Source organism: Marinitoga sp. 1197, assembly GCF_001021165.1.
Taxonomy (GTDB): domain Bacteria; phylum Thermotogota; class Thermotogae; order Petrotogales; family Petrotogaceae; genus Marinitoga.
Genome location: NZ_AZAY01000005.1, coordinates 34,402 through 60,422 on the forward strand (window position 1 = coordinate 34,402; position 26,021 = coordinate 60,422).

Below are 26,021 nucleotides of genomic sequence, written 5' to 3' on the forward strand. Positions count from 1 at the left end.
CATGGCATATTCATTTAATAGAGTTATTTTAGTAGGAAGGCTTACGCGTGATCCTGAGATTAGAATGACAACAACAGGTGAAAAAATCGCTAATTTTGATATTGCTGTAGATAGAGGTTATGGGGATAACAAAACTGTGGATTTTATAAAAATTGTTGCATTTAATAAAAGAGCTGAATTTGCTGAAAATTACTTGAAAAAAGGATTATTGATTCTTATTGAAGGTTCTTTGAGAATAAATAAATGGAAAGATAACAATGGAAATAACAGAGAAAGAGCTGAAATATGGGCTAATACATTACAATTCATGGAATCAAAGAAACAACAAAATGTTGAGATAATTGAACCTGAAGAACCTTTTGGAAATATAGATGAAAAGGTTGATTTAAATTCAGATGATATACCACAATTTTATCCAATTGATTGAGGAGGGAGATAATGATTAGATTTTACTACAGAGGTGCAAAAGGATTCGGATCTACGGGGGTGAGATGATGGGAAGTGTTAGAACAGACGGAGCTTCTCAATATTTATCAAGTGCATTTGAAAGATTTGGACCACAATTGTATGAAACAATGCCATCTAGATTAGATATGCAGTATGAACAAATTTTGATCTCTTTAATGGATAGATTCACAAGAATTATATTAAAGAAAATAGGTGATGAATATGTTTTACATATTTATAGAGGAAATAAAATTCAACATGAAGTGAGAAATGAAAGTTTTGATAGATTGATGTTCGATGCTGCAAGATATATGGGGGTGTGAAAAATGTTTGGATTTTTACTTACTTTTATTGTGGGGGTTTTTGCTGGTTTTTTAATATTATCGTTACTTACAATTTCAGCAAGAAACGAACTTGAAGATGATATTTTGAGATTGAATTTTAAGTTATCTGAACAATTTTCTTTGAATGAAAAATTGAAGAAGAGAGTAAAAGAATTATCAAATGAAAATGCTAAATTATTCGCAGAAAATATGAAACTAAGAAGGGATAAACTTGAAGCTAAAAATTGAATTGGATTGTATTCCACCATCAACAAATCATGCGTATAAAAAAAGAGGAAATGGATATGGGATGTATATGACAAGAACAGCGAAAGAATTCAAAGAATATGCAGCTTATAAGGCTTTAAAGATTGTAAGAAAGTATAAAGTTAATCCATTTCCAAATGACAAGAAATTTTATAAATTACATTTTGAATTTCATTTTAAAAATCGCAGGCATCCAGATCCAAATAATTTGTTAAAAATCCTCATTGATGCTTTGGAAGGTATTGTGTTTGAGAATGATCGAAACATAGATATATCAACAACATCTAAAATAACAGGCAAAGAAAAAACAATAATAGTTTGGGAACGATAGGAGGGAAAGTATGAAAAAATATAGTTTTTTTAATTCACGACATTTAAAACAAATTTATGTTGAAGATTTAAAAGATGGGATTGGATTATTAACAGTATTAAATTCTAAAAATCCAATCCTCACGGATGAAAATGATAATTTAATACAACTTTCAAATATCCACGATGTAATTATACATGTAGAATTTAAGGCTGATACAAAAATTTTGAAGGAAGGTAAAAAGAAACCTGCGATAATATAGTCAAAGGTGTGTGATAATTTTATGAATTCTATAGTTGATATTCTTAAAGAAGTGCAAATTACAGAAGAAGATATAATTTTGATACTTCAAAAGTATAAACCCGCATTGCAAAAAATTATGGGCAAACAAGTTAATCTTGATTTTTATGACGATGAAATACATGTGCAAGAAAAATTTAAAAGTGATGAATTTGGAAAAATTAAAAGTTTTGGTGCTTTAAAAATAAAAGATTTCAACGCAATGATAAAGGATGGGATTCCTAAAGAATTTGTAGATGCATTAGTAATAGTCAAAGTTGTAGAAGAGTGGTTAGAACTACTTACAACGCATGAAAAAAAAGTGATTTTTTGGAGATATATTAATCATGATTTTGAAAAAGATAAAAAATACTACAAAACAATTTCTTATGAAAAAATAGGTGAAAAACTGAATATGTCGAAAGTTGGTGTTTATAAAATTGTTAAGAATTCATTAAGGAAAATAAAAAGACACAACAATATATAGTATTTTCTTGATTTTGGTTAACGAAATATGGTATAATTTGTTATGATGGGATACTATACTTACGGGGAGCCTTAACAGGCTCTTTTTTTATTTCTTGACAAATATAATATTATTTTGATAAAATTGTGTAAAATAGTCTTAGGGAGTTGATTATATGTTTTTTTTTAGAAAAAAACCAAAAGATATATTAAATATAACTTTTGATGAAGATTTGGTTAAAATTTTAAAAGAGAAATTTAGGATTGAAGATCCTCTTAATTATATCTATACTTGTTCTATTTGTAAGCAAAATATTGGATTTAATAAAATTGGAGCTATAAAAATTAAAAATAATAAACTATATGTAATTTGCGAGGAGTGTATTTGATGGATAAATTTATAAACTTTTTTATTCAAAATAAAACTTCTATTCTTATTTCTATTATCACTTTTATTTTAGGAATGATAATAAATGGTTTTTGGAATATTATTAAAAATTCAATTAATAATTTCATCGCAAATATATTTCGTAGCAAATCTTCATATCATAGAGCTTTAAAATCTAATATGAATCTTGCTATTAAAGAGATTCAAAAAATGTCTTTTTTCGATACGAAGCCTAATGATGTAAAAGTAAAATTAATAGAAAACGGTGATCCGGATGTTGATTATGAAGGAGAACAAATAATTTTTAAAATATCTAAAAATAAAAAAATTAGTGAAAATGTTAAGATTCTATTCAAAGGATATGCTCGAGAATATATTTTAGGAAGAATAAAAATATATTTAAATAATCATCAAAAAGACAGTTCAGAAGATTATATTGCAAAAACTTTGTGTCATCTTGCTAGACAAAAAAGAGTTGAAGAAAAAATACATGATGAAATAAATTTAAAAGCAAGAAAACAAGAATATAAGAAATATATTGATAAATATAGCAATATAAGAAAGAATGGATTATTGTTTTCTATATTTTTCCCTGAAATAAAAAGAATGGGAAAACTTTCACCTGATGGATATTTTGAGGAAATAAATTTCGAAAAAGAATTTGATGAATTTTTAAACTTTTTATATGATATAGCTACAAAAGATCATGGAGAAAGAGTAAATTTAAAATATAAATCGGATTTTTCTAAAATTGCAATTATTTTAGTAGCTAGTGATAATACATGGGAAAAAGGAAAAGCTAAACCATATATAGAGAGAATAAAAAAACTCATAAAAAATAATTTTACTACAATATATTTAATAAGTGGAGGTTATAAAAATGAATATTCTTCAAAGGTTTTTAGAGAAATAAAAAAGGAAATTAAAGAAATAAGTTCTTACCCAAAAAAAGAAATCAAAGTAAGTAATCATAATACGATTCGTATATATAAACTTGATGTAATCATCTAATATTACGTTGTTACTGGGGCAACGGTAAAAAAAACCAGACCCATGGGTAGGAGCCTTAATCGGCTCCTTTTTTTATTATTTCGACAAACATTGACAATTTTCGACAGACTTCGGCACTGTAACAATTACGACAGGATATGGTGTTAATGGTAGCATTCCACACTTGGGATGTGGAGGTGCAGGTTCGAATCCTGCTATCCTGACCATTATCCCTCCTTGAAATAAATACCGGCACAATCCGGCATTTTACCGGCATTCCTGCTTTAAAGAGACGGTGCTATTTAAATGTGCTGATCTCTTTAAGGTGTTAGTGAGTGCCGGATTTTTTATACTAATCAGAATTATACTAATTTAAATTATTATATTGATTGTTTTTATTTTAAATGAGGAGATGAGAGAGGTGAGGTGAATGAAAAGAAAAGAGTTGAGAAAAGTTAATAAAAAAGGGATTTCCAAAAGACAACAGAGAGCAATTGAAATGTTACTAGATATAGAAAAAGATTATACAAAAAAAGAAATTGCTGCTAAACTAGGCATAAGTGAGACAGCATTATACAAATGGTTCAAAAAAGAAGAGTTTGTGGAAGAACTTAATAAACAGTCAGAAGAATTTTTCAAACGAAGCAAGAATATTGTAAATAAAGCTTTATTAAAAAAGATCATGAAAGGTGACGTTTCTGCAATGAGATTGTATTATGAAAAAGAAAATGAATTTGTTCAGAAACATCAATTCTCTGGAAATTTTGAACTTGTAATTGATGGGAATGAGATAAATGATTCTGAGGATTAAACATCCTGAAAAGATATTTAATGATGTATATTTTAAAAATTTGAAAAATAATTTTGGAACACAGATTTATTTTGGTGGGGCATCTTCTGGGAAATCTTTTTTTATTTTAGGGCAGAGGACAATATTAGATGTTTTAACTTCTAATAGAAATTTCCTTATTGTTAGAAATGTTGCGAGAACAAATAGACATTCTACTTTTAATGAAGTTCTTAAAGGAATAGCAAATTTTAATCTAAAAGATTATTTCAAGATAAATAAATCTGAGATGACAATTACAGCATTTAATGGTAATCAAATATTATTTGCAGGACTTGATGATGTTGAAAAACTAAAGTCAATTACACCAGCTAAAGGAGTAATTACAGACATAATAATTGAAGAAGCCACTGAGATAAGATACGATGCGTTTAAACAATTAACTAAGAGGTTAAGGGGTAAAAGTGATGTAAAAAAAAGAATTACTTTGATGTTTAATCCTATATATCAAACTCATTGGATTTACAAAGAATTTTTTCAGGGATGGGTTGATGGCAAAGAAGAATTTATTAGCAAAGAAAAAGATTTGTATATATTAAAAACAACGTATAGAAATAATAAATTTTTGACTATTGATGATATTGAAAGAATTGAGAGTGAAACTGATCCATATTATAGAAATGTTTATATTGAAGGAAATTGGGGAATTTTAGGTAATGTTATTTTCAGGAATTGGAAAGTGGAAGATACTTCTGAATATAATTTTGATAGGTATATTAATGGTCTTGACTTTGGATTTGCAAATGATCCAGCTGCATTTATAAGAATGAGTTTTGATAGGAAAAGAAATAGACTGTTCATTTTAGATGAAATATATGCGACTGGATTGGATAATGAAGAATTAGCTAAATTAATCAAAGAAAAAATTGGTAGTGAATTAATTACTTGTGATAGTGCGGAGCCAAAATCTATACAAGAATTGCGAAAATACGGCGTAAATGCACGTGGCGCAAAAAAAGGAAAAGGAAGTTTAGAAACAGGATATAAATTTTTACAAAAATTGGAAATAATAATAGATCCAAAATGTCAAAATACTATAAATGAGTTTACTGTACATAAGTGGAAAGAAAATAAGAATGGAGAAGCATTACCTATTCCGGAGGATAAAGATAATCATGCTATTGATGCTATTAGATATGGTATTGAAGATGAAATTATAGAAAATACATATATAGAAGAAGAAATGGAGTGGTGAAAATGAGATTTCATGATAAAATAGATTTTAAATTATTAGACTCAATGTTTAAAGATGAATTTGAATATGGACAAGAAGATGTGGATTTTTTATATAATTTCATTCCAAAATTTATTATTATGTCAATTGCTCTTACAATGCAGAAAAAAATTTTTCTTGTTGGTGATGGTAGTGAAAAAAATAAGGTAGATCAGATTTGGAATATATGGGAAAATAACAACATGCAAACTTTAAAATATGAAATTGCAAAACATTTTTTCTTATATAATCAGGTAAATTTGGAAGCAGTTCTTGAAGATACAGCAGATAAAGTTTTAGGGACAAAAATAATACTCCATCATCCAAATTCTGTTTCAATTGAAAAAGTTGCTAATGAAATAGTTAAAGTTGAAATCCAAAGCGAAGTTTTCATTGAAGGTAAAAAAATACAAACGAAGAAGATTCTTACTGAAGAAGAAATAATAATTAAAATAGGGGATAAAGAAGAGAGAAAACCAAATTTATATGACGGGATCCCTTTTGTAAGAATTGATAATGAGAATTATAGAATAATTAGATTAATTAGATTACAGGATAGATTAAACTTATATGAGTCATATCTTGATGTTCTTTTTGATTTACATGCGGATCCAATTCTTTATGATGATTTAGGCGAATCTTTTATGGCAAAACAGCAGACAAACAAAGAAACAAAAATAATTATTAGCAAAGATAAAAGAAAAATAAGAAAGTTTTTACATTATCCAAGAGATTCTAAAGGATTGAACATCCTTGAATCCAATGGAGCAATGGCTGAAAGAATACAAGTACAACAGGATAAAATTAATAAAACAATCGAAAAACTTTTTCCAGAGATAGTTTTAATGGAAATTTTAAAAGCTGGAGGGCAGATTACCGGTCCTGGGTTGGAAAAGAAACTAATAGAAATAAGTTCACATATTAATTTAGCTCGAGGAGCTTTAAAAAATGGATTAGAAGAATTAAATGAATTAATAAGTTGGTTGATATTTGATCAAAAAATAAAAACGCAAATAGAGTTTGAACCAATAACTCCACGTGATTTCGATGATGTAATAAATGAAGTTATTAAAGCTTCTGGGATTTTAAGTAAAAAGTGGCAATTAGAAAAATTAGAAAAAGAAGGAATAATTGATAATGCTGAAAAAGAAATGAAAAATTTAGAAAAAGAAAATCAAGCTAATCCATTAGGATGGTGAAAAAACATTTAGAAAGGAGATATGAATAATGGAAATTAAAATGAATTTAAAAAGGAAAGAGTTTAAAAGTATTATGAGTAAAATTTATGACATATTAGTAGAGAAGGATGTTGAAAATATTGAATTTGAAATTAAAACAAAAGAAGAAAAAAAGAAGATAACCTATGAAACAAGGTTATCTTCAGATTATATTGTTAGTTCTCAAAATGATTCATGATTGAAATTTACTTTTTAGAGTTTTCAATTAAATTAGTAACTGTTTCAGCAAGTTTATCAATTATTCCATTTTCATCAAATAAATTTACAAGTTCAAAAATACTATCATCGCCGGATTCTAAAACATCTAATGCAAATGTAGGTTTTAAAGCATCAATCATAAATTGTTCAATGTTTAAATTTGATACAAAGTTTAATTTTATTTCTGAATGGCAAAGCGGACATGTTGTGGTTTCAGAACGATAAATTTTTTTTAAAATTTTCTATGTACTCTGTTCCGCAAATAGGGCATTTAACCCTTTCAGGTATTTTAGCAAGAGATACATCGACAATCCTACTAATTTTTTTATAAAAATCCATAAAGTCATCCCCTTTTTTTGTTATTTGCCCCTCCGGGGCTTTATTTTTTATTATTCAAAGAGTATATAACCTAAAAGAGGAGGAGATAAAAAGAGTTTAAGTTACAAAAAAGTTAAAAATCAAAACGACATAATGTCGTTTAGGTTGGAAGCAGATAATACAAGAAAAATTAACAAATCATTTACAAAGGACACATAGGAGAACAAACGACAAAAAACGCTAAAAACTGGGAAGAGAGAGTTGATTATATGATCAAAGTTGTTAATCAAACACCGATAGATGCCAAAATAAAGAAAAAAACATTATTATTATTGAAAGATTTGAAATCAAGAAAACAACTTTTACTGTTTCCAGATATGATGTTAAGAGAAATATTGGCACCTTTAAAGGAAGAAGGAATAGAAATTGAAAAATATGAGTTGGCGAATGGATGATTAAATTAGCCCCGTTTGGGGCTTTTTTAGTAGGAGGATTAAAATGACAAAGGAAGAATTTGAATCTAAAATGTTGGAATTACGAAAAAATTATTTAAATACTGCAATAAATGATCTTGAAAATAAATATAGAACAGAATATATAAAATCATTTAAAGAACTTTATTATGATTTAAATAACAGAATAAAAAAATATAAAGATGATAGAGGAAATATTAGGGCAATTTATTTAAATCAAATAAAAGAAGATTTAAAGAAAGAAATTAATAAGTTTTATAAAAGATATAAGGCTACGACATTAAATCTTTTAGAAGAATCAAGTTTTAGAGCATTCAAAGATACAAAAGAAATTTATTTTAAAACTGGAATGGAACAATTAGCTGAACATATAAAGTGGAACAAAAATATCATGGATTATTTGATTTTTTACAAAGCCCAAGATGGATTAACTATATCTGAAAGGTTATGGGGTCATTCAAAAAGAATAAGAGATAAAATATTTGATTCGTTGAAAAAGAATATTCTTGCGGGTGAATCTGTTTGGGATACAATGATGGAATTGCAAGAAATAAAATCTCCTAAAATAAAAATTCCAGAGTATTTAAAAAAAGAATTTGAGAAAATGTCTTATGAAAAAATAGAAGAAGTGATTAATTTATATACAGTAAAGAAAACAAATTATTTAACGAGAAGATTAGTAGAAGCAGAAATAGAGAGAGCATATAGAACAACAACATTAAAACTTGTTGAAAACAAAGAGTGGATTAAAGGAATGAAATGGAGTCTTTCATGGAAACATAAATATGGTGAATATCACTGCAATTGTGAAAAAAATGCAACACAAAATTCTTTTGGGCTTGGAAGAGGAGTATATCCAATAAAATATTATCCACCGGCTCCTGATCATCCACATTGTAATTGTTTCGATACGGAAGTTTTTGATGAAAAAGTTTTGGAAGATTATGGTATAATTGATAAAAAAGATAAAAAAGAACGATAATATGAGTGAAAAGATGAGGATAAATCTTTAAAAAAGAAATTAAAAAAGTGGGTGTTATTATGGAAAAGAAAATAGATGCTTTGATATACGCTTATAGGTATAATTCGGCAATAACTGATTATGAAGATGATCCATATTATGCTGAAGATGCAGCCCATTTTCGTAAAATGGCAATAAAAAAACTAAAAAAATAGATGATCCTCGTATAAGAAAGGAAGTTAAAAAAATAATCAAAGAAACAGATCATATTTTAAAAAAAGAACAGAAAAATATAATTCGGATATTATCAGGTCTTTCTGATATGGACAAAAAAGAACTAAAATATTTAGAGAGAATATAACAAAAGCCGCTCAAATGAGCGGTTTTTTTATTAATAGTATAAAATCATTCGGAGCCTTAGAGGCTCCTTTTTTTATTACAAAAATATTTTTGGAGGTGAAATAGTGAAAGGAAAAGAAAAGTTATTTGATTTTAACTTGCAACTATTTGCAGATGGTGAGGGAGGTGAAAATGGAACAGAATCTCAAGATAATTCCGCGGATGAAAAAGCTCCAAATAATGAACCAGCAAAAGATACAGAAAAAAATACAGAAATTGAATCATTGAAAACACAGATTTCAGAATTATCTAAGATTATTGAAGAATTAAAATCAAACAAGAAGACTGAACCTGAACCGAATAAAAACAAAGAAGATAAAGAAACTGATCCAATGAGTGAAATTGAAAAATTAAAAGCAGAGTTGGCCAAGAAAGATTTGATTTATCAAACAGAAAAGCTTTTAGTAAAAGAAGGATTTGCGGAATATTCGGAAAGTTTAATGCCAATAGTAATGAAAGATGATGTAAAAACTACAGAAAAGAACATAAAGACACTCAAAACTGTAATTGAAAAATTGACTCAGGCTAAAATAGAAGATTTAAAAAAAGGTAGGAGTTTGAAAGGAACAGGAAGTGATAATTTGGAACATTTGGAAAGTGAAATAGAAAATATTTTAAGTGTTGATAAGACAGGAATACCTAAAATAGAAGATTTTTGGAGATAAGAAAGGAGAGTGATTTAAATGCTTAATCAAAAAGATTATGCTGGCAGTGTAGCATTTTTAGTAAGTGATCATTATGTGATGTTAGGATGTGTAATTGATTCATCAACAGTAACGGCAGATTCCGATGGAGATAAAATCTTAAAAGCTGGAACAATTTTAGGAAAAATAACAGCAAGTGGAAAATTTGGACCGTATAATTCAACAGCGACGGATGGAAGACAAACTGCAGTAGGAATTTTAGCTCATGATGTGGATGTAACTAAAGAAGATGCAATGGTCAATTATTTAATTCATGGTGTCGTACAAGAATCAAAACTTACAGGTATTGATGCTACGGCAAAAACACAGTTATCCCATATTATTTTTATATAAGGAGCGTGATATAGAATGAAAACTATTTCAAATCTTTTGGAATCAAAAACATTTTTAAATTACATGTTGAATAGACCAAACAGAAAATTTTTAGGCGATGTCATTTTTCCAAGAAAAAAGATTGATTCACTATCTTTTGAATGGGTTAAAGGGGCAAATAATCTTCCAGTAATGGCTAAAGTTCAACCATTTGGTGCTGAAGCAGCTATTATGGGAAGAGATGGAATATCAACAGTTTCAGGGAAAATTCCAGTTATAAAAATTAAAAGAAGTTTAGACGAAGAAGAATATATAAAATTAAAATCTTTCCAAAAAAGAGGGTATGATATTCCAGAAAGTGTAATAAGAAAGATTTTTGATGACGTAACAGCTGTATTTGATAGTGTTGAAAATAAAATTGAATATTTAAGAATGCAAGCACTTTGTAAAGGAAAATTGGATTTTGCGAATGATGGATTAGTTTATACAGTAGATTATTTAATGCCGACAGAAAATATGCCAACAGTTGCAACTCTTTGGAGCGACACAACAAATTCAGATCCAGAAAGCGATATTTACACATGGGTATCAATGGTTATCGAAAAAGGAGGAGCTCAGCCAACAAAAGCAGTAACATCTTTGAAGGTTGTAAATTATTTGTTAAGGAATGTGAATTTAAGGAAAGCAATATTTGGTGTGAATTCAGACAGATTACTCGATTTAAGAACATTGAATTCTTACTTTACTTCAAAAGGATTACCAGCCATAACACATTATGATCTTCAAGCAAGACAATTAGATGGAACACAAGTAAGATTTTTTGATGAGAATAAATTTGTTTTACTCCCTGGTAATGGATTAGCAGGAGATACACTTGTTGGACCAACAGCTGAAGCATTAGCAGAAGATGCAGGTAAAAAAATGAAACAATTAAAAGGAATTACAGTAGTACAATGGGAAACAACAGAACCAGTTTCATTATGGACAAAAGCAGCAGCAGCCCAAATTCCTTCTATGCCATATGCTGATTATACAGTAAGTGCTACAGTTATTTAATACAATCCGCTCTAACGGGCGGATTTTTTATTTATTCCAAAATTAAAGATTGGAGGTTGGATATATGAAATATAAGGTATTAGTGCCGTTAACTTTAGAAGGAAAAGTTTTTAAAAAAGGAGAAATTGTGGAATTAGCTAAAAAACATACAGTTAGCGATTTAATTAAAAGAAAAGTTATAGAGGTTGTAAAGATTTCAAAGAAAGAAGCTGATAATAATGACAAACTTGGAGAGAATCAGAATTGAACTAAGAGATTTAAATGGAAAAGTTTTTGCAGATTCAGAATTAGAAGCTTGGCTTGGTGATCATGGATTAAATAAAGACGATCTATATCTTGCAGAAAACAAATCTTATTTAATGCTTGCTGTTAGAGATGCTTTGAGACAATTACTTAGAGATTGGGATTCTGCAAAAACAACAATAAAAGGAGATTATCAAGAAGGATATTCGAAATCTGCATTGGCAAGTGAAATTGAGAGAATTACAAGAGAATATGAATGGGATTTGATTATTGGAGAGATGGGTTATGAAGATTGAAATTGTAGGAGATAAGAAGTTAAATAAAAAATTAAAACAATTAGGGAAAAATTTAGGGCCTTCTGGAAGAAGGAAGGCCTTTGGTATTGCAACAACTTTATTGGCTAATTATTTAAAACTTTTATATGATAAAGAATTAAATTCATCTAAAATAAAAAATAAAGTTTTTACAGAAATTTCTTCTGAGCATGGAAAGGTTTATACTGATCAAATACATGCAATATTTTTAGAGTATGGAACTAAAGCTCATGATATTTTTCCAAAAAGGAAAAAAGCTTTGAGTTGGTATATAGGACCAAAACCAAAACCACAAGGATATATGGGAGATAAAAAATATTGGGCAGTGGCTAAACATGTAAGACATCCAGGAACAAAAGGGAAGTATTTCTTTGCGAGAACATTGAAAGATAATAAAGAAAAGATTCTGATAATCTTTAAAAAAGGAATGATGGAAGATGTATAACGATTTATTAAATTCAATAAAATTAAGCTTAGAAAGCATGGTATATAATAACAAAAATATTTTTCAAAAAGTAGGGATAGGAGCTTTAAAAGCAGATGATTATTTGTCTTCAGCTTCAATTTTTTTAGATTCATCAAACCACCAACAAATGACTTCATTTAGATATGAAATTAATGTAAATGTTGATATAGTATGTGCATTTTCGATGAGTAGAGGAGAAAATCCAGAATTATTTTTTCAAGAAAAATATGATATTGTAGAAGTTTTAGAAAAACATTTTAAAGAGAATTATCAGTTGATGAATACAGAATTTTCTTCTGATGAAGAACATCTTTTTGTTATGTTCAGAATAAAAACAAGCGAGGTGAGATAAATGGCATATACAGGTTTTTCCTCGCAACTTTTTATTGGAACTGAGAAAAAATTTAATGAAGAAGCAACTTTAAAATATATTATACCATTTACTTCAGAAAATATAAACGAAAAAAAAGAAATAGTAAATTCTGAAGCATTGTTAGGGAAAAGAGCAAATAATTCGATTGTAGAAACAAAAAAATATGTATCTGGTAATGTTGATTTGGAAATATATCCAGAAATATTTGGATATATGTTTTTACTTGCATTAGGATGGGTTGAGAAGGCATCAGATTATATAAAAATAACTCCAGTAAAAGTATTTCAAGAAATACCAAGTTCAACTATTCAAGTGTCACACAATGATATAGATTTTATATATACAGGAATGAAAATAAATGAAATAAATTTAAAGTTCGGTTTAAATGAAACTAAATTTTCAGTTGGATTTGAAGGAATAAGAGAGATACAAAAATCGGGAACATATGATTTACAGAATTTAAGTTTCACAAATCAATTGACTTTCAGACAATTTTCAATTGAAAAAGATGACATAATAAAAGATAATGTTATTGAATTAAATCTATCAATAAAAAATAATATTGAGACGAATGATTATGTTTTTGGAGAATTGTATAGACAATCATTGACAACTGGCAATTTAGAAATTGAAGGTGACATGAAAATTCTATTTGATATTGAAACATATAACAATTATAAAAACTTTCAAAAAAACAAATTATTATTTAAATTTGATAATGGTGTAGATAAATTTGAAATAGAAATCCCAAGTGCAAAATTCTATGATGTTGAACATAATATAGTTGATGAAAAACAAATTGTTATGGAATGCAAAATTTTAGCTACAGGCAAGGATTTAATTGAAATCAGAGATTATACAAATTATATTGAAGATTTTTACATTCCTACAGGAGCTTTAGGTTATTGGACCAATAGTTTAAATGATATTGTAAATAATATAAAACCATTGGGTTATTAATGGAGGTGGATTAAATGGCATTTACAGGTGCAAAAAGTAGTATTTTATTAGGATTAGAAAGTAGTTTTGCAACAGCAGCTTCACTCAAATACAAACTTCCTTTTAAAAGCGAAAGCATTAATCACAAAATTGAAGCATTAAAATCAGAAGCATTGTTAGGATTAAGAGGGACAAAGAATGTAGCCCCAGGAAAAGAAAGTGTTGAAGGAAGCATTGAAATGGAAGCATATCCAAATAGTTTAGGAGTCTTATTTTATCTAGCTTTGGGAAAATCTTCGTTAGATACAGATCATGCTAAAATTGTTCCAATAAGTAATACGGAGGATTTACCAAGTGCAACAATACAAGTAGATCATTCAGGACAGAAAATGTTATACAAAGGGATAAAGGTTAATAATTTGAAGTTTTCTGGTGCAGTTGGTGCAATACCCAACATAAGTATTGAAGTTTTAGGAGTTGATGAAATTATTGGCGGAGGAACAGAGGGGACTATAAGTGAGCCAGGAGACGAACCTTATTATTTTAAAGAGTTGACATTATTCACGGATAATCTAACGACTTTTACAGATATGTATTCTAGTATTGAATTTACCTTAAATAATAATCTTGATGCTGAAGATTATCGTTTAGATGGAACTGGAAAGCGTAAAACAATAGATGAAGGAAAATTTGAAATAAGCGGAACAATAGATATTATATTTGATTCAACAACAATATCTGGTGAATATACAGAATATAAAAACTTTACAAATGCGCAATTAGGTATAAAACTTGAAAAAGCAACAGGTGAAAAACTTACAATCTATTTACCAAAAATAAGATTTACAGAGATGACACATGATATCAGTGGTCCAGATAAAATTGTTCTTAAGGCGAATTTTGAAGGGTTATTACCAGCAGCAGGTGATATTATCGAAGTTCACGATTACGTAAATACAACAGGAACATATTAATGATTGGAGGTAGAGAGTATGGGATTTTTTATTGATAACGAAAAAACAGAAAAAATATATTTCGATGAGAAGTTAAATATTTCAAATAAAAAAACTAATTTTTGGGTTGAAATTAAATCAGAACCTAATTTTTATTTGATAGAAGAGATAAAAAAGTCTATAAAACCAAAGACTATTAAAATGAACGCAGCAACAAATGAAATTGAATTAGATACAGAAAAAATGGGAGAAATACCTTTAGAATTATTAATAAAATTAATTGTAAATTGGAGTGAAGACGAAAAACCAACGTTGCAAGTTTTAAGAACAAAAACACATCCGAAATTTTTACAAAATCTTTGGAATAAACTATTAGAATTGTATGAGGTAGGTAACGATGCTTTTAGAACTTGATGATAATTTAATTTTTTTTAAAGAAGATACAATCAGAACAATTGATTTAAGAAGGCAGGGTAAAGATGTTGAAACCCTGCCTTTTTTAATTTATTCCTGGACATTTGACAAAGAATTGAATTTGAAAAATATTTTGCAACTAAAACCGTGGATACTAAAAAAAATCTTAAATAAAGCAATTGAAGGATATTTAACAATAACTAATATAAATGATAAACAATTAGAATTGTTTATAAAATCGACTTTTATATCAGATAAGATAATATTTACAGGGTTCAAAGAAAAAGAAATAGAACATTTAAAACAATGTTTAATTGCAAAAAATAACATTTTTGATCATAGAGGGAATATTATAAATTATCCCGAAGCTGGAGGATATCTTGATCAAAATGCTAAATATATGTATTTTCTTAATATATATAGAAAGGTTTTAATTGGAAAAATTAATGAAGAAAATAATAAAAGGCGGTGATAAATGTGGCTAATACCGCGGAATTAAGCATATTATTACAAGCTAAAGATTATGCTTCTAAAGCCTTAAACTCAGTTACAGGAGCAATGAATAAATTAGAAAATGCGACTCAAAAAGCTGGTAGAAGTTTTCAACAATTTAGAAACTCAATGAATGAAATAACCAAATATGCAAAATATGCTTTAGGAGCAATAACTGCAACAGGTACAGCAATAGTTGCTTTTGGAAAAGATACAGAAAAGGCTATGGCAAACGCTTCTACAATGTTTGGAGTAGCGGGAAAAGTATTTGAAGAGCAACTTGGAAATAAAGTGGCTAAAATATCAAAAAAATATGGAATATCTTTAAAAAATATGTGGGATGCTACATATACATTAGGAAGTGCAGGGGTAGCACTAAAAGATGTTCCTATAGTATTAGAACAAGTTGCTAAAGCTTCAGTTGCAGGTGGAGCGGATATAAATATAGCCTTTGAAGGTGCAATAAAGCAAATAAAAGGTTTTGGTCTTTCAATGCAAGATTTAGAAAAAGTTTTTGCAGTGCAATTTCAGGCAGTGAAATATGGACTTTTAAATTATGAACAATTAGCACAATATATACCTGAAATTTCTGCTTCTGCAAGAAGTTTAGGTGAAAATTGGAAAACAGCAACAGCAACATTTGCAACTTTGACAAAATATATGCCGGATGCATCTCAGGCAGCTAATGCATTACAAAATGCTTATGATGAATTGACACAAAAATCAGATCAATTAACAAAAGCAGGAATAAAACTTTATAAAGATGGTAAATTTATAGGTTTTGTAAATGTTATAGAACAATTACACAATCAATTGAGAGGAAAAACAAATAAAGAAGTAGCTGAATTCATAAATCAATTACAACTTTCAGATACAGCAAGACAGGCGATTGTAAATCTTGTTAATAATTTTGATGATTTAAAGAATATAACAAACTCGGTTACAGATGATGTTTCCGCATTGAATGAAATGTATATAAAACAAACATCTACTTTGGAATTTCAGTTAAGGAAATTATTTGTAGTATTAGATAATCTAAAACAGAGCATATATAATGCATTTAAAGGAACGTTAATACAATGGATCCAGAAAACAATTATATGGTTTCAAGGATTAAACAGATGGATCAGTGAAAATAAGGACAAATTTGTTAAACTTATAAGTGCAATAACAAGATTATTAGTAGCAGTCGTAATATTCAATATGATAATCAACGTCATGAGTAAATTAGGAAGTATTATAAGTTCTCTTTCTAATCCTTTTACGTGGCTTCTAATCGCATTTGGTACTTGGTTTGCTAATTTAGAAAAAGCAGAAAGGATGAAAGTTTTACAAACAATATTCAAGGCGTTTGGTGATATGGTCAATTGGATTGGTGAACAATTTAAGAAAATTAAAGAATCAGGATTTATAAATTGGTTTTTAGGACTTTTCAAAGAAATAGGAAAAAGAACATTTGATATAACGATAAATCTTGTAAAGGGTGGTGCAGAAAAATTATGGGATTGGTTTAAAACAGGAGTAAGACAAATTGGCATTTTTGCAATAAATGCGGGTTTTGCACTTTGGAGTTGGTTTAAGGAAAAAACACAAGAAATTTTAATTAACGTAAAACAAGGAGTAATAAAACTTTGGAGCTGGTTTGTAGATAAAATTCAAACAATAAAAGTTTTTTTAATTTCTGGAACAATAAATTTGTGGGACTGGTTCGTCAATGCGATAAAAATAATAAAATTGAATGTTTTACAAGGCACTTTAAAACTTTGGGATTGGTTTTATGAAACATATAAAAACATAAAAATAAATTTAATTTCTGGTGCAATAAAGCTTTGGGGCTGGTTTTTAGAAGGTACAAAACAAATAAAAGTAGTTCTTCAAAATACAACTCAAAAAATAGCTTGGGCTGGAGAACAAGTAATGAAAATAACGTTAGAATACATACAAAACACAGCCAATATAGCAAAATGGATATTAAACGGCATGAAAGAAGTTGTTTTATATTTTATAGCAAATATTGGTAATTTGCCGAAATGGATTTTAGAAAATGCTTTAAATATCACACTAGCATTTATTTTAATTTATAAAAACATGTATGATTGGATAACTAAAAACACAAAACAAATACTTTTAGAAATAAATTTTGCATTTGCAAAAAATTCAATGAAAATTTGGAATTTCTTCCAAGATTTGATTAAAAACGCTTGGAAAAAGACAATAAAATTCACAATAGATTTAATAAAAGGGAAAAATGAATTGGAAGAAAAACCGGTAAACCCCGAAGCTGATAAAACAATGAAAGAAAATCCTTATATAATAACAGGAGATACAACAGCTAATTTAACTAATTCTGCTAATTTAACAACAACATTAAAAGGAGATATACCTTTATCTACAACTCAATACGCATTAAGAATGGCAGGCGTTTTTGGTAGTATAGGAGCAGGTGTTTTAACATCAACAACTCTTTCAGGAGTTTTCTTAGAACAAGCATTGAAATATGCGCTTGTAGGAGCTGGTTTTGCAACAGGTGGATATACAGGTAGTGGAGGGAAATATGATGTTGCAGGAGTAGTTCATAAAGGAGAGTATGTAATTCCAGCTTGGATGGTAAAAGAACATCCTGAATTAGTTGCATTACTTGAAAAGAAAAGAAAAGGATATGCAGAAGGTGGAGCTGTAGATGCAATAGTAAAATACTTCTCCGGAACAGGAAATACAAATATAAGCGGTGATATAACCATTACAAAAGATACAGTACTTGAACTCTTAAATTATGTTGTTAATTTTAAAGAGAGTGCAGAGAGTGAATCAGAAACAATAAAACAAGCTTTAGATAGCATATTCAATACTGAACAAAAGCAAGAAGAAAAACAAAAAACATTAATACAAATTTTAAACGAAAATCTACAATTATTTCAATCTTTATATCCTGAAACAAAAGCCTATTATGATTTTGAGAAAAAACAAGCAGGAAACTTATTCCAAATATTCAAAGGCGGATTTGATATATTAACAGGAAGTATAAGGAATATAGGTAGTTTAGTTGCTGATGGAATCGCAAAAACTCCATGGGCACAAAGTATTGCAAACTGGACAAAAAAACAGGTAAATTCTGCAGGACAAGCTATTGGCGGTGCTATGTCTGGAGCTGGTAATGCATTAGGAAATCTCGACAGTCAAATAAGTTTAGGTTCTGTTTTTGATCCAATATTGAATGGTTTAAAAGGAATTTTCAGCGGTATAACAGGATTATTTGGGCAAATGTTCGGACCTATAGTTCAATCACTTATGAGTCTCGGAAATGTTGTTGCTATTCTTAACCCTATTAATACAATAATTGAAGCATTAATGGCGGTATTAGGTCCATTAATAAATGGAGCATTACAACCGTTTGTAAATATCCTTAAAGCTTTCGGGCAGATGTTAGGAACATTGCTCGTGCCGTTACTTAATCCGTTATTCGCCGGTCTTCAAGCATTTGGAGCAATTTTGACATGGATATATAACGCAGTGCTCGTTCCTATCGGAAGAGGATTTTATATAATTTTCGCTTCAATAGCAAATGCATTTAATTGGGTGTATAATGTCATTTCTGAAGGTTTAAAATGGTTTGGAATAAATATTGGTAAAAGAACAGTAAAAACCTTTGAAAATATAGTAAAAGAAGCAAATGAAAAAATAGCAAAAGTAGATATGAATGTGGATCAGAATGTAGAGAATTCTTACCAAAGTCAATATACTTCAACGGTTCAAAGAAGCGGTCCGGAAACAGTTAATATTTATATGACTTTAAACGCAGATGAAAGTTTTATTTTAGATGGAAAACAAACTTTTAAAGAGTTTTTGACAATAACTATGCAAGAATTAATAGACGAAGGACAAATTAAGTTTGCATAAAAAATCCCTTCTTTTGCGGTATAATTATCGCAAGGAGGGATTTTATGAAAAATTATTATATTAATAATAATGAATATGAATATGTTTTTTATAGTAAGTTTGAATTAAATACACTTATTTCAGCAATAATCACTCAGTATAACCAAGCTGCTTATTCATTGGAAATGTATTGGTTAGTAAAAGAAAAAATTAATGAACGCGAATATTCTTACTTACGTCAATATTCTATCCCTTTTTATTATGCGGAGAATTATTTTGTTAAATTAGACATGTGTGTGAAAATAACAGATGAAATAAGAAAGTATACTAACAAAAAAAGTAATATAAAAAATTTTTTAAAAAGAATTAATAAAATATTTCCTAATTTGAAATATGTTAGGAACTCTATTGCGCATTATGAGGCTAGAATACAAAATAAAGGGCCGTATGACAAAAAGGCAATAAATGATGATACTAATGTGATAATAGGTAATATAATTGATGATAAATATCAAACAGAAATATATGTGGAAAAAAATATTAAATTTAAAGCAAATCATAAAAAGAAAAAAGTATATGAAAAGAAAAGAATTACAATTGAGCTAACTCCAATAAAATTGGGAGAGTTTAAAGAACAGTTATTAAAGTTATTGAAGAATTTAGAATAAAGAAGAGCCTTAATCGGCTCTTTTTTTATTTAATTATGGAGGTGAAAATATGGTAAAAAGTGAAATAAAACCAAGTGAAATACAGATTATAAACGTTATGGATGATGTTAGGAAAGGAAAAGTGAAAGTGAAATATGTATTCAATTACAATATTACAGAAGTGCAGGAGGAAGTAACAGAATTTGACCCAGACGGCAATGAAATACAAGTAACAAAAATAATGTATGAATACGAACAATTTGTATTTGAAAGCGAATTTGATTTGTTGTTTAAAAATATAATACCGCAGATTTTAAAGACTATGTATGAAGAAAAGAAAATGGAAATATTGAATAATATTGCTTTAGCGAATACAGAATTACCAAAGGAAATAAGTATTGGTGGTGATGCATAATGGCACTTGTAAAAACAGACTATGGATTAATATATAACGATGATGGCTCACTTTGCGTAACAGTTAGAGACGATGATATACCTTTTGAAGGTGTAAAAAGTTTTGCAGTAGAAGAAGGGACGACGAATTTGATTACTGGGGATAGTGCAACGTTTGCAACAAGTATTGGCAGTTGGGTTGAATCTGATGCAAATTTAACTATAACTTGGGAAAATATCTATAATGAATTTTTAAAACAAAATGGAGTAATGCGTTATCGAAAAACAGATTCAAATAATGCAAGTTGCCGTATTAATATAACCGATTCTACCTTAACAACCTATTCGGGAAGTATATATATAAAACTAATTTCAGGTAACATAAATGCAATAAGACCTGCAGGAGTTTTTTATTATTCTGATAATACTTGGACTGATTATTCATGGGTAGATGCAAATGGAAGTTATAAAAGGATAATTGATATGGGTAATGGAATATATCGAATTGAAGTAAATAATATGAAATATGACCAAACAAAAATTGACGCTGGATTAACTATTAGTAAATTTCAAATACGAATCACATCGCCAGATTTAGTTGATTTTTACGTCTTAGCAGCCCAATGGGAGCAAAAACCCTTCGCAACCTCGTTCGTGGATGGGACGAGAGCAGATGGGAATTTGCAACTCCCTTGGACTATGGATGGATATAATTTTGTAATTAATTTATTTGCAAAAGATTTATTTTCATCGACTAATACAAATACACATATTTTTAATTTAGGAACAACAGGATTAACAGATGTATATGATGGAAGATTAATCTTAAGACAAAATAATTCTTTGTTTCAACTGTATATCGACCCTGCAGATGGAAGCGCATCTGTATCAAGTAATACGTCAGTTGCATCAAATGACGGAAAATATCATATGCTAACTGTATTAGTAGAAGCAACGCAAGCAAGATTATACATTGATGGTATTTACAAAACAACATTAACGTATGATTTCACTAAAGAAAATTTCGATAAATTGGTATTAGGCTCTAATATTAGTTTCAGTCCTGTAACTGCTTATGGTTTAATCTCCAACCTCTACATCGGCAACTACGACCCTAACATCTGGACTGATGCATTCATTCAAGAATTATATAATGCGAAACGTCCTTTCTCAGTCCCAGCAAAATTACCTATAATCTAATTTCTGGGAGTTTTTACTCCCTTTCAAGTGAGGTGAAAAAATGTTTGAAGCACTTAATATAGATACAAATTTTCTAAATTACTACAGACACAAAACAAAATATAAAAAAATATTGTTTTACGCAAAAATTGACGGTGTGAATTGGTATGATTTGAGCGATTACGTACAAAGAGTTAAAACAAATAATAAAATACAATTACTTAATAATGCGGTAATAGATACAGCAACAATAACGGTAAAAAATGAGAATAACGCTTTTACTTCTACGCAATACAATGATGTGTTTGACCCAACAGTTGGAAAAATTAACGGGACAATAAACGATGGCTATCTTAACAAAGTATGGGAAGTTAAAATATTAGTTGAAGTAACTGACGGAATAAATACAATTCAAATACCAGTTTTTCACGGTTGGAAAACACAAAGAGCTATAAAAGAAAAGCATAAAAAAGCGGAAATAGAATTAAAGGATATATTATGGATAACAACACAAAAAAAATTGGAATACCCATTATTATATACCCAAATGACACCAAATGCTATAATTTCGGATTTGCTTAATAGATGTGGATTAGATGCTAATTATCAAGATTTACAAAACTTAACGACTGTATTCGATGTATTTATTGCTGATAAAGATAGAACGTATTGGCAAGTAATTCAAAAAATAGTAGAAGCAACGGCGGGGAGAATAAGCACAACGCCAGACGGAAAAGTAATATATAGAACAAGAATTGAAAACTTTATTGAGCCAAGTCCTGTTATAACAATTAATCAGGAAGATTTCAAAAATTATAATCTTTCAAATCAAAAAAAATATAACAGAATAAAATTAGAAAGTGAAGGTTTTGAAATAGGAGCAATAACCGAAGCGGTAATTGATACAGACTTGCAAGGAGATAATGCGATAATTGCAGCAACAAAACAAGGAAGATTTGAGCTTGAATATACGAGCGATTATATCAAAAACCCTGATACAACAGTATTTTTGACAGTTTATCAAGGAGAAACGTTAACTTCAGATAATGAAGCTTTCACAGCTGGAAGTGACAATGGATTAATTAGATTAGATGAATTAACCGCATATCCAGACAAGTTAATCTTAAAAATCACAAATTTATCTTCGACTGTAGCTTATACGATTAAACATGTCAAATTCAATGCGATACCAATCAAAAAAATAAGCTTAAATAATGTAATAAGACCAAATTTGACAAACGAACCGGATTCTGAAATAGGCTTAAAATCTCATTATTCATCAGAGGCAATGCTTTCAAATGTCGCTGATGTAGTAGAAGATAATTTAAGTAAAGAAATTAATTTTAATCTACAGATGAATGAATTTTATCCGGATATTTATGCTGGAAATTTGGTAAATTTAAGCATATCGGCAAAAGGTATTTCAAGTGGAATTTTCATTATCGATAAAGTAGAGCATTCACTTATAGCAAACAAATTCGAAACAAAGTTAAACCTTGTAGAATGGAAAAATATAAACTTTGATATATCAAACAAAGAAATAACACAACAAATAGTTTCAAAAGAAATACAAAAACCTAATGTTGTAAAGACTGTAGAAGAAATTTCTGGGGCAGTTCAAGAGCTTCAAACACAAACGCAAGAGGTAGATGACAGAACGAACTTTTTAGATAGAGCAGAACCTTCAGCACCCGCTAATCTCACATTAACAACGATAAATGAAAATGGATTAAGTTTTGTAAAAGCATCTTGGGATGCAAATACAGAAACGGATCTTATAGGTTATGAACTTGCTTGGAGCTATGACGGTATTGATTGGAATTATATCAAAACATCAGAAACTCTTGTGAAGTTTGAAGTAGCAGGTAATAAAACAGTTTATGCAAAAGTTAGAGCATTAGACGCAGAAGGCAAAAAATCGGTATGGAGTGCAGTGCAACAAATAACAAGCGCAAAAGATGAAATACCACCAGCAATACCAACATTAATCTCTGTAGAAAGTTTGTATGCTGCAGCAATAGTGAAGTTGCAAGAGCCACAAGAGGAAGATTTTTCGCATTTTCTTGTTATTGACGGGACAAATTCTTTCAGAAGTGAAACAACAAATATTAGAATTGAAATGAATCCGAACACAACGAAAACAATTCAAATACAAGCGGTTGATTTTTCAGGAAATTCATCTAATTCATTGCAAGTAGAAGTTGCATCAAAGTCTTTTAGTGAATCAGAGCAAGAATTTTCTACTTTACAAACAGATGTTCAAAATATAAATGATGATGTAAATTTAATACAAAAAATGTCAAGTATAAAAATACCAGACGGAGCGATTGCGTATTTTCCGTGGAGCTTGTTTGATGTAGTAAATAAAATTAAACCAGTTGGATATGATGTTGAACTTAGAGATTATGAATCATTAAACGAAGAAACTACAACCGTTATTCAAAGAGTAGATACAAACGAAGGGAATATTACCAATTTAGTAGCGAAGACTGGAATAAATGATTTAGGAGACACAGAGACTTTGTATTCAAAAACAACACAAAATGCTGACAATATTACAAATATTGTAGCAAAACTCTCAAGCAACCCAGACGACCCTTTGCAGTATTCAGCAATAAAACAAAATGCTGATAGCATTACAAATGTTGTTGCGAAATTAAATAGTGCGCCAGATGACCCGACGCAGTATTCTGCGATAAAACAAAATGCGTCTCAAATTTCATCAACAGTTGCAGAAGTCTCTTCAATTGATGCTGATTTAGCGGATTTGAATGTAGCATCGAATCGTTGGAGTACGTTTCAGCAATTAGTAAATGAAATAAATTTAAGAGTTGTAGCAAAAGATGAAAATGGAACACTTCAAGCAACAGAACTTTCTATTCAAAACGGCAAAATAGTTATAGATGCAAATCAATTTGTCGTGCATGGAGATGCAACAATTGACGGAACAATATCAGGAAGCAAATTAATTGCAGGAAGTATTACAGCAGATAAATTAATAATGCAACCAGCTTTCGGACTTCCAAAAGGTGCTATCGCTTATTTTACAAATAGTCTTGTAGATGAAATTAACCAAATCATGCCAGTTGGATATACAGAAGTTAATCTTGCACCAACAATCACACTAACGCCTGAAAATGCGCCAGAGGGAAGTATAATTGGTGATTTGATGGTTGCAGATAAAATATATGCAAATCATATGAATGTTAGCCAATTGTCAGCAATTACAGGCAACGTCGGGATTTTAAATTCTGGAAAAATTCAAGGAAATACAGGAACAACAGAATTCGATTTAGATAATGATAAAATCTCAATAAGTAATGGAGATATTGAGATCGGGAAAGGAGTATTGTCAGATAGTTCTGATGGAATAAAAGTAAATGGAAAGATTGAAATAAATGATTCTTCAGGTAATAAAAGTATTTTGTCAGGAACAGGTATTAGGCAGATTTATGCTTTAACAGCAATAGACCAAATAGATAGTGCGAAAAGTTTATCGATACCAATTTACATCCCGGATAACGCTTCAGGAACAACTACAGGAACAGGAATAGCTAGAATAATAGTAAAAGCGGAAAAATTCAGAGCATACTCAAAAGGAGCATCTTCTGGAGGTAGTTCGTCAGTTACTTCGGGCTCGAGTCTCCCAACAAATATGACAGTAGCAACAGGTGGTGCAACTTGGTTGAACATAGATGTGAATATTGGAGACACTTTTTCGGCTGATGCAGCAGGGAGTCATACACATTCATACTCAGATTGGACGTATACGAATGGTTATCATAGCCATACTCTTAAAGATGATTTTTCAGGTACAAATTCTGCAGGTTCTCATCAACATTCATTTAGTGGTTCAACAGGAAGTGCAGGAAGTCATGCACATTCTATCGGTGTATCGCAATTTAATCATACGCATGATGTTTCAATTTCAGATTTAAATCATACGCATTCAGTATCTATTCCATCGCATACACATAGTTTAACGTATGGAATTTATGAAAGTACAGCAACAGCAACGATTACAATAAAAAAAGGAACAACAACTTTAGGAACAGTGGCGACTGATAATGAAATAACTATAACAAATCAAACTGTGTCTAATGGAGATAAAATAGAAATTTCAGCGGATAACCTTACGAGAGTACAGGTTTATATATTTGTAGAATATCTACTACAATATTAAGGAGGCAAAAATATGATAACTATTCAGTATGGAAATAATCAATTTCAAAATTTAAGTGAGGTTAGAGAAAATGTTGAAAACAAACAAGTTTTTGTAACTATTAAAGAAATAGTTCAAGAAAATTTAAACATCGGTGAAAATTTACTCATAAAACAGGATGAAAATATATTATTAGAAAAAAATATAAGAAATATATCTGTCATAAAAGATTACCTTGCAGGGCAAACAACTATTATGTTTCAATATTAAACGAACCCTTCGGGGTTCTTTTTTTCCTCTCAGTCAAAAAACACTTTATTTTTTTAGAAAAAAGTAGTATAATAATAATGCAATTAGTGCCCGATAATTATACTGAGGGGGT

At 29.3% G+C, this 26,021-nt stretch carries 33 protein-coding genes and 1 tRNA gene; 33 read left to right on the forward strand and 1 reads right to left on the reverse strand.

Features of this window, described 5'->3' with window-relative positions; all coding sequences use genetic code 11:
• Position 1 precedes the first annotated feature (1 nt).
• From X275_RS01170 to X275_RS01230, 13 genes are all read left to right on the forward strand, one after another.
• Positions 2 to 427 carry a single-stranded DNA-binding protein gene (locus X275_RS01170; RefSeq protein WP_047267150.1) on the forward strand — a complete coding sequence of 142 codons (426 nt, stop codon included), beginning with the start codon at positions 2 to 4 and terminating at the stop codon, positions 425 to 427.
• Positions 428 to 494: 67 nt separating this feature from the next.
• Entirely contained in the window at positions 495 to 770 is a 276-nt protein-coding gene (locus X275_RS01175; protein WP_047267151.1) for a hypothetical protein, read from the forward strand.
• A gap of 3 nt (positions 771 to 773) precedes the next feature.
• On the forward strand, positions 774 to 1,019 hold the full coding sequence (locus X275_RS01180; protein WP_047265168.1) for a hypothetical protein: 246 nt from the start codon (positions 774 to 776) through the stop codon (positions 1,017 to 1,019).
• Positions 1,003 to 1,368, forward strand: coding sequence for a RusA family crossover junction endodeoxyribonuclease (locus X275_RS01185; RefSeq protein ID WP_047267152.1), 366 nt, complete (start codon positions 1,003 to 1,005; stop codon positions 1,366 to 1,368). The genes X275_RS01180 and X275_RS01185 overlap by 17 nt, the downstream gene beginning before the upstream one ends.
• Positions 1,369 to 1,378: 10 nt before the next feature.
• Entirely contained in the window at positions 1,379 to 1,609 is a 231-nt protein-coding gene (locus tag X275_RS01190) for a hypothetical protein (RefSeq protein WP_047267153.1), read from the forward strand.
• Between the two features lie 21 nt (positions 1,610 to 1,630).
• Positions 1,631 to 2,113, forward strand: a complete 483-nt coding sequence (locus X275_RS01195) for a sigma-70 family RNA polymerase sigma factor (RefSeq protein WP_047267154.1) — start codon at positions 1,631 to 1,633, stop codon at positions 2,111 to 2,113.
• A gap of 154 nt (positions 2,114 to 2,267) precedes the next feature.
• Positions 2,268 to 2,480, forward strand: a complete 213-nt coding sequence (locus tag X275_RS01200) for a hypothetical protein (protein WP_047267155.1) — start codon at positions 2,268 to 2,270, stop codon at positions 2,478 to 2,480.
• Positions 2,480 to 3,490, forward strand: coding sequence for a hypothetical protein (locus tag X275_RS01205; protein ID WP_047267156.1), 1,011 nt, complete (start codon positions 2,480 to 2,482; stop codon positions 3,488 to 3,490). Before X275_RS01200 ends, X275_RS01205 begins: the two co-directional genes overlap by 1 nt.
• A 131-nt stretch (positions 3,491 to 3,621) precedes the next feature.
• Positions 3,622 to 3,696 (forward strand) — tRNA-Pro (locus X275_RS01210).
• A 203-nt stretch (positions 3,697 to 3,899) separates the two neighbouring features.
• Positions 3,900 to 4,280: a phBC6A51 family helix-turn-helix protein gene (locus X275_RS01215; RefSeq protein WP_047267157.1), complete on the forward strand. Its 381-nt coding sequence runs from the start codon at positions 3,900 to 3,902 to the stop codon at positions 4,278 to 4,280.
• Positions 4,264 to 5,511: a PBSX family phage terminase large subunit gene (locus tag X275_RS01220; protein WP_047267158.1), complete on the forward strand. Its 1,248-nt coding sequence runs from the start codon at positions 4,264 to 4,266 to the stop codon at positions 5,509 to 5,511. The genes X275_RS01215 and X275_RS01220 overlap by 17 nt, the downstream gene beginning before the upstream one ends.
• A 2-nt stretch (positions 5,512 to 5,513) precedes the next feature.
• Entirely contained in the window at positions 5,514 to 6,728 is a 1,215-nt protein-coding gene (locus tag X275_RS01225; RefSeq protein WP_047267159.1) for a hypothetical protein, read from the forward strand.
• Positions 6,729 to 6,756: 28 nt separating this feature from the next.
• Positions 6,757 to 6,945, forward strand: a complete 189-nt coding sequence (locus X275_RS01230) for a hypothetical protein (protein ID WP_047267160.1) — start codon at positions 6,757 to 6,759, stop codon at positions 6,943 to 6,945.
• Between the two features lie 7 nt (positions 6,946 to 6,952).
• On the opposite strand, the gene X275_RS11475 is transcribed toward X275_RS01230, so the two are convergent.
• The gene (locus tag X275_RS11475; protein ID WP_156168635.1) at positions 6,953 to 7,105 is read right to left on the reverse strand and encodes a hypothetical protein; all 153 of its coding nucleotides are present in this window, start codon (positions 7,103 to 7,105) and stop codon (positions 6,953 to 6,955) included.
• A gap of 447 nt (positions 7,106 to 7,552) precedes the next feature.
• On the opposite strand from X275_RS11475, the gene X275_RS01235 reads away from it, so the two are divergent.
• The 20 genes from X275_RS01235 to X275_RS01325 all read left to right on the forward strand — a co-directional run bounded on the left by X275_RS01235 (position 7,553) and on the right by X275_RS01325 (position 25,909).
• Positions 7,553 to 7,738: a hypothetical protein gene (locus tag X275_RS01235; protein WP_047267161.1), complete on the forward strand. Its 186-nt coding sequence runs from the start codon at positions 7,553 to 7,555 to the stop codon at positions 7,736 to 7,738.
• A 43-nt stretch (positions 7,739 to 7,781) separates the two neighbouring features.
• The gene (locus X275_RS01240; protein ID WP_047267162.1) at positions 7,782 to 8,738 is read left to right on the forward strand and encodes a hypothetical protein; all 957 of its coding nucleotides are present in this window, start codon (positions 7,782 to 7,784) and stop codon (positions 8,736 to 8,738) included.
• A gap of 59 nt (positions 8,739 to 8,797) precedes the next feature.
• Positions 8,798 to 8,932 carry a hypothetical protein gene (locus tag X275_RS11815; RefSeq protein ID WP_255350033.1) on the forward strand — a complete coding sequence of 45 codons (135 nt, stop codon included), beginning with the start codon at positions 8,798 to 8,800 and terminating at the stop codon, positions 8,930 to 8,932.
• A 249-nt stretch (positions 8,933 to 9,181) separates the two neighbouring features.
• Positions 9,182 to 9,781, forward strand: coding sequence for a DUF4355 domain-containing protein (locus X275_RS01245; protein ID WP_047267163.1), 600 nt, complete (start codon positions 9,182 to 9,184; stop codon positions 9,779 to 9,781).
• An 18-nt stretch (positions 9,782 to 9,799) separates the two neighbouring features.
• The gene (locus tag X275_RS01250) at positions 9,800 to 10,153 is read left to right on the forward strand and encodes a head decoration protein (RefSeq protein ID WP_052913486.1); all 354 of its coding nucleotides are present in this window, start codon (positions 9,800 to 9,802) and stop codon (positions 10,151 to 10,153) included.
• A gap of 15 nt (positions 10,154 to 10,168) precedes the next feature.
• Entirely contained in the window at positions 10,169 to 11,188 is a 1,020-nt protein-coding gene (locus tag X275_RS01255; RefSeq protein WP_047267164.1) for a major capsid protein, read from the forward strand.
• A gap of 64 nt (positions 11,189 to 11,252) precedes the next feature.
• The gene (locus X275_RS01260) at positions 11,253 to 11,435 is read left to right on the forward strand and encodes a hypothetical protein (RefSeq protein WP_047265182.1); all 183 of its coding nucleotides are present in this window, start codon (positions 11,253 to 11,255) and stop codon (positions 11,433 to 11,435) included.
• Entirely contained in the window at positions 11,407 to 11,727 is a 321-nt protein-coding gene (locus X275_RS01265) for a hypothetical protein (protein WP_047265183.1), read from the forward strand. The genes X275_RS01260 and X275_RS01265 overlap by 29 nt, the downstream gene beginning before the upstream one ends.
• A complete protein-coding gene (locus X275_RS01270) occupies positions 11,717 to 12,190 on the forward strand; it encodes a hypothetical protein (RefSeq protein ID WP_047267165.1) in 474 nt (157 codons plus the stop codon). The genes X275_RS01265 and X275_RS01270 overlap by 11 nt, the downstream gene beginning before the upstream one ends.
• A complete protein-coding gene (locus tag X275_RS01275) occupies positions 12,183 to 12,563 on the forward strand; it encodes a hypothetical protein (protein WP_047267166.1) in 381 nt (126 codons plus the stop codon). The genes X275_RS01270 and X275_RS01275 overlap by 8 nt, the downstream gene beginning before the upstream one ends.
• Positions 12,564 to 13,544: a phage tail tube protein gene (locus X275_RS01280; RefSeq protein WP_047267167.1), complete on the forward strand. Its 981-nt coding sequence runs from the start codon at positions 12,564 to 12,566 to the stop codon at positions 13,542 to 13,544.
• A gap of 14 nt (positions 13,545 to 13,558) precedes the next feature.
• A complete protein-coding gene (locus X275_RS01285; protein WP_047267168.1) occupies positions 13,559 to 14,497 on the forward strand; it encodes a phage tail tube protein in 939 nt (312 codons plus the stop codon).
• Positions 14,498 to 14,515: 18 nt separating this feature from the next.
• On the forward strand, positions 14,516 to 14,890 hold the full coding sequence (locus X275_RS01290; RefSeq protein ID WP_047267169.1) for a hypothetical protein: 375 nt from the start codon (positions 14,516 to 14,518) through the stop codon (positions 14,888 to 14,890).
• Positions 14,874 to 15,362: a hypothetical protein gene (locus X275_RS10950; protein ID WP_052913488.1), complete on the forward strand. Its 489-nt coding sequence runs from the start codon at positions 14,874 to 14,876 to the stop codon at positions 15,360 to 15,362. Before X275_RS01290 ends, X275_RS10950 begins: the two co-directional genes overlap by 17 nt.
• 5 nt (positions 15,363 to 15,367) lie before the next feature.
• Complete coding sequence (locus X275_RS01300; RefSeq protein ID WP_047267170.1) at positions 15,368 to 19,279, forward strand: phage tail tape measure protein; 3,912 nt, start codon at positions 15,368 to 15,370, stop codon at positions 19,277 to 19,279.
• A gap of 44 nt (positions 19,280 to 19,323) precedes the next feature.
• Positions 19,324 to 19,926 (forward strand): hypothetical protein, encoded by a 603-nt coding sequence (locus tag X275_RS01305; RefSeq protein WP_047267171.1) that lies wholly within the window; start codon positions 19,324 to 19,326, stop codon positions 19,924 to 19,926.
• A 49-nt stretch (positions 19,927 to 19,975) separates the two neighbouring features.
• A complete protein-coding gene (locus X275_RS01310; protein WP_047267172.1) occupies positions 19,976 to 20,320 on the forward strand; it encodes a hypothetical protein in 345 nt (114 codons plus the stop codon).
• Positions 20,320 to 21,498 (forward strand): phage head spike fiber domain-containing protein, encoded by a 1,179-nt coding sequence (locus X275_RS01315; RefSeq protein WP_047267173.1) that lies wholly within the window; start codon positions 20,320 to 20,322, stop codon positions 21,496 to 21,498. Before X275_RS01310 ends, X275_RS01315 begins: the two co-directional genes overlap by 1 nt.
• 40 nt (positions 21,499 to 21,538) lie before the next feature.
• On the forward strand, positions 21,539 to 25,660 hold the full coding sequence (locus X275_RS01320; protein ID WP_047267174.1) for a hypothetical protein: 4,122 nt from the start codon (positions 21,539 to 21,541) through the stop codon (positions 25,658 to 25,660).
• Between the two features lie 12 nt (positions 25,661 to 25,672).
• Positions 25,673 to 25,909 carry a hypothetical protein gene (locus X275_RS01325; protein ID WP_047265192.1) on the forward strand — a complete coding sequence of 79 codons (237 nt, stop codon included), beginning with the start codon at positions 25,673 to 25,675 and terminating at the stop codon, positions 25,907 to 25,909.
• Positions 25,910 to 26,021: the final 112 nt, after the last annotated feature.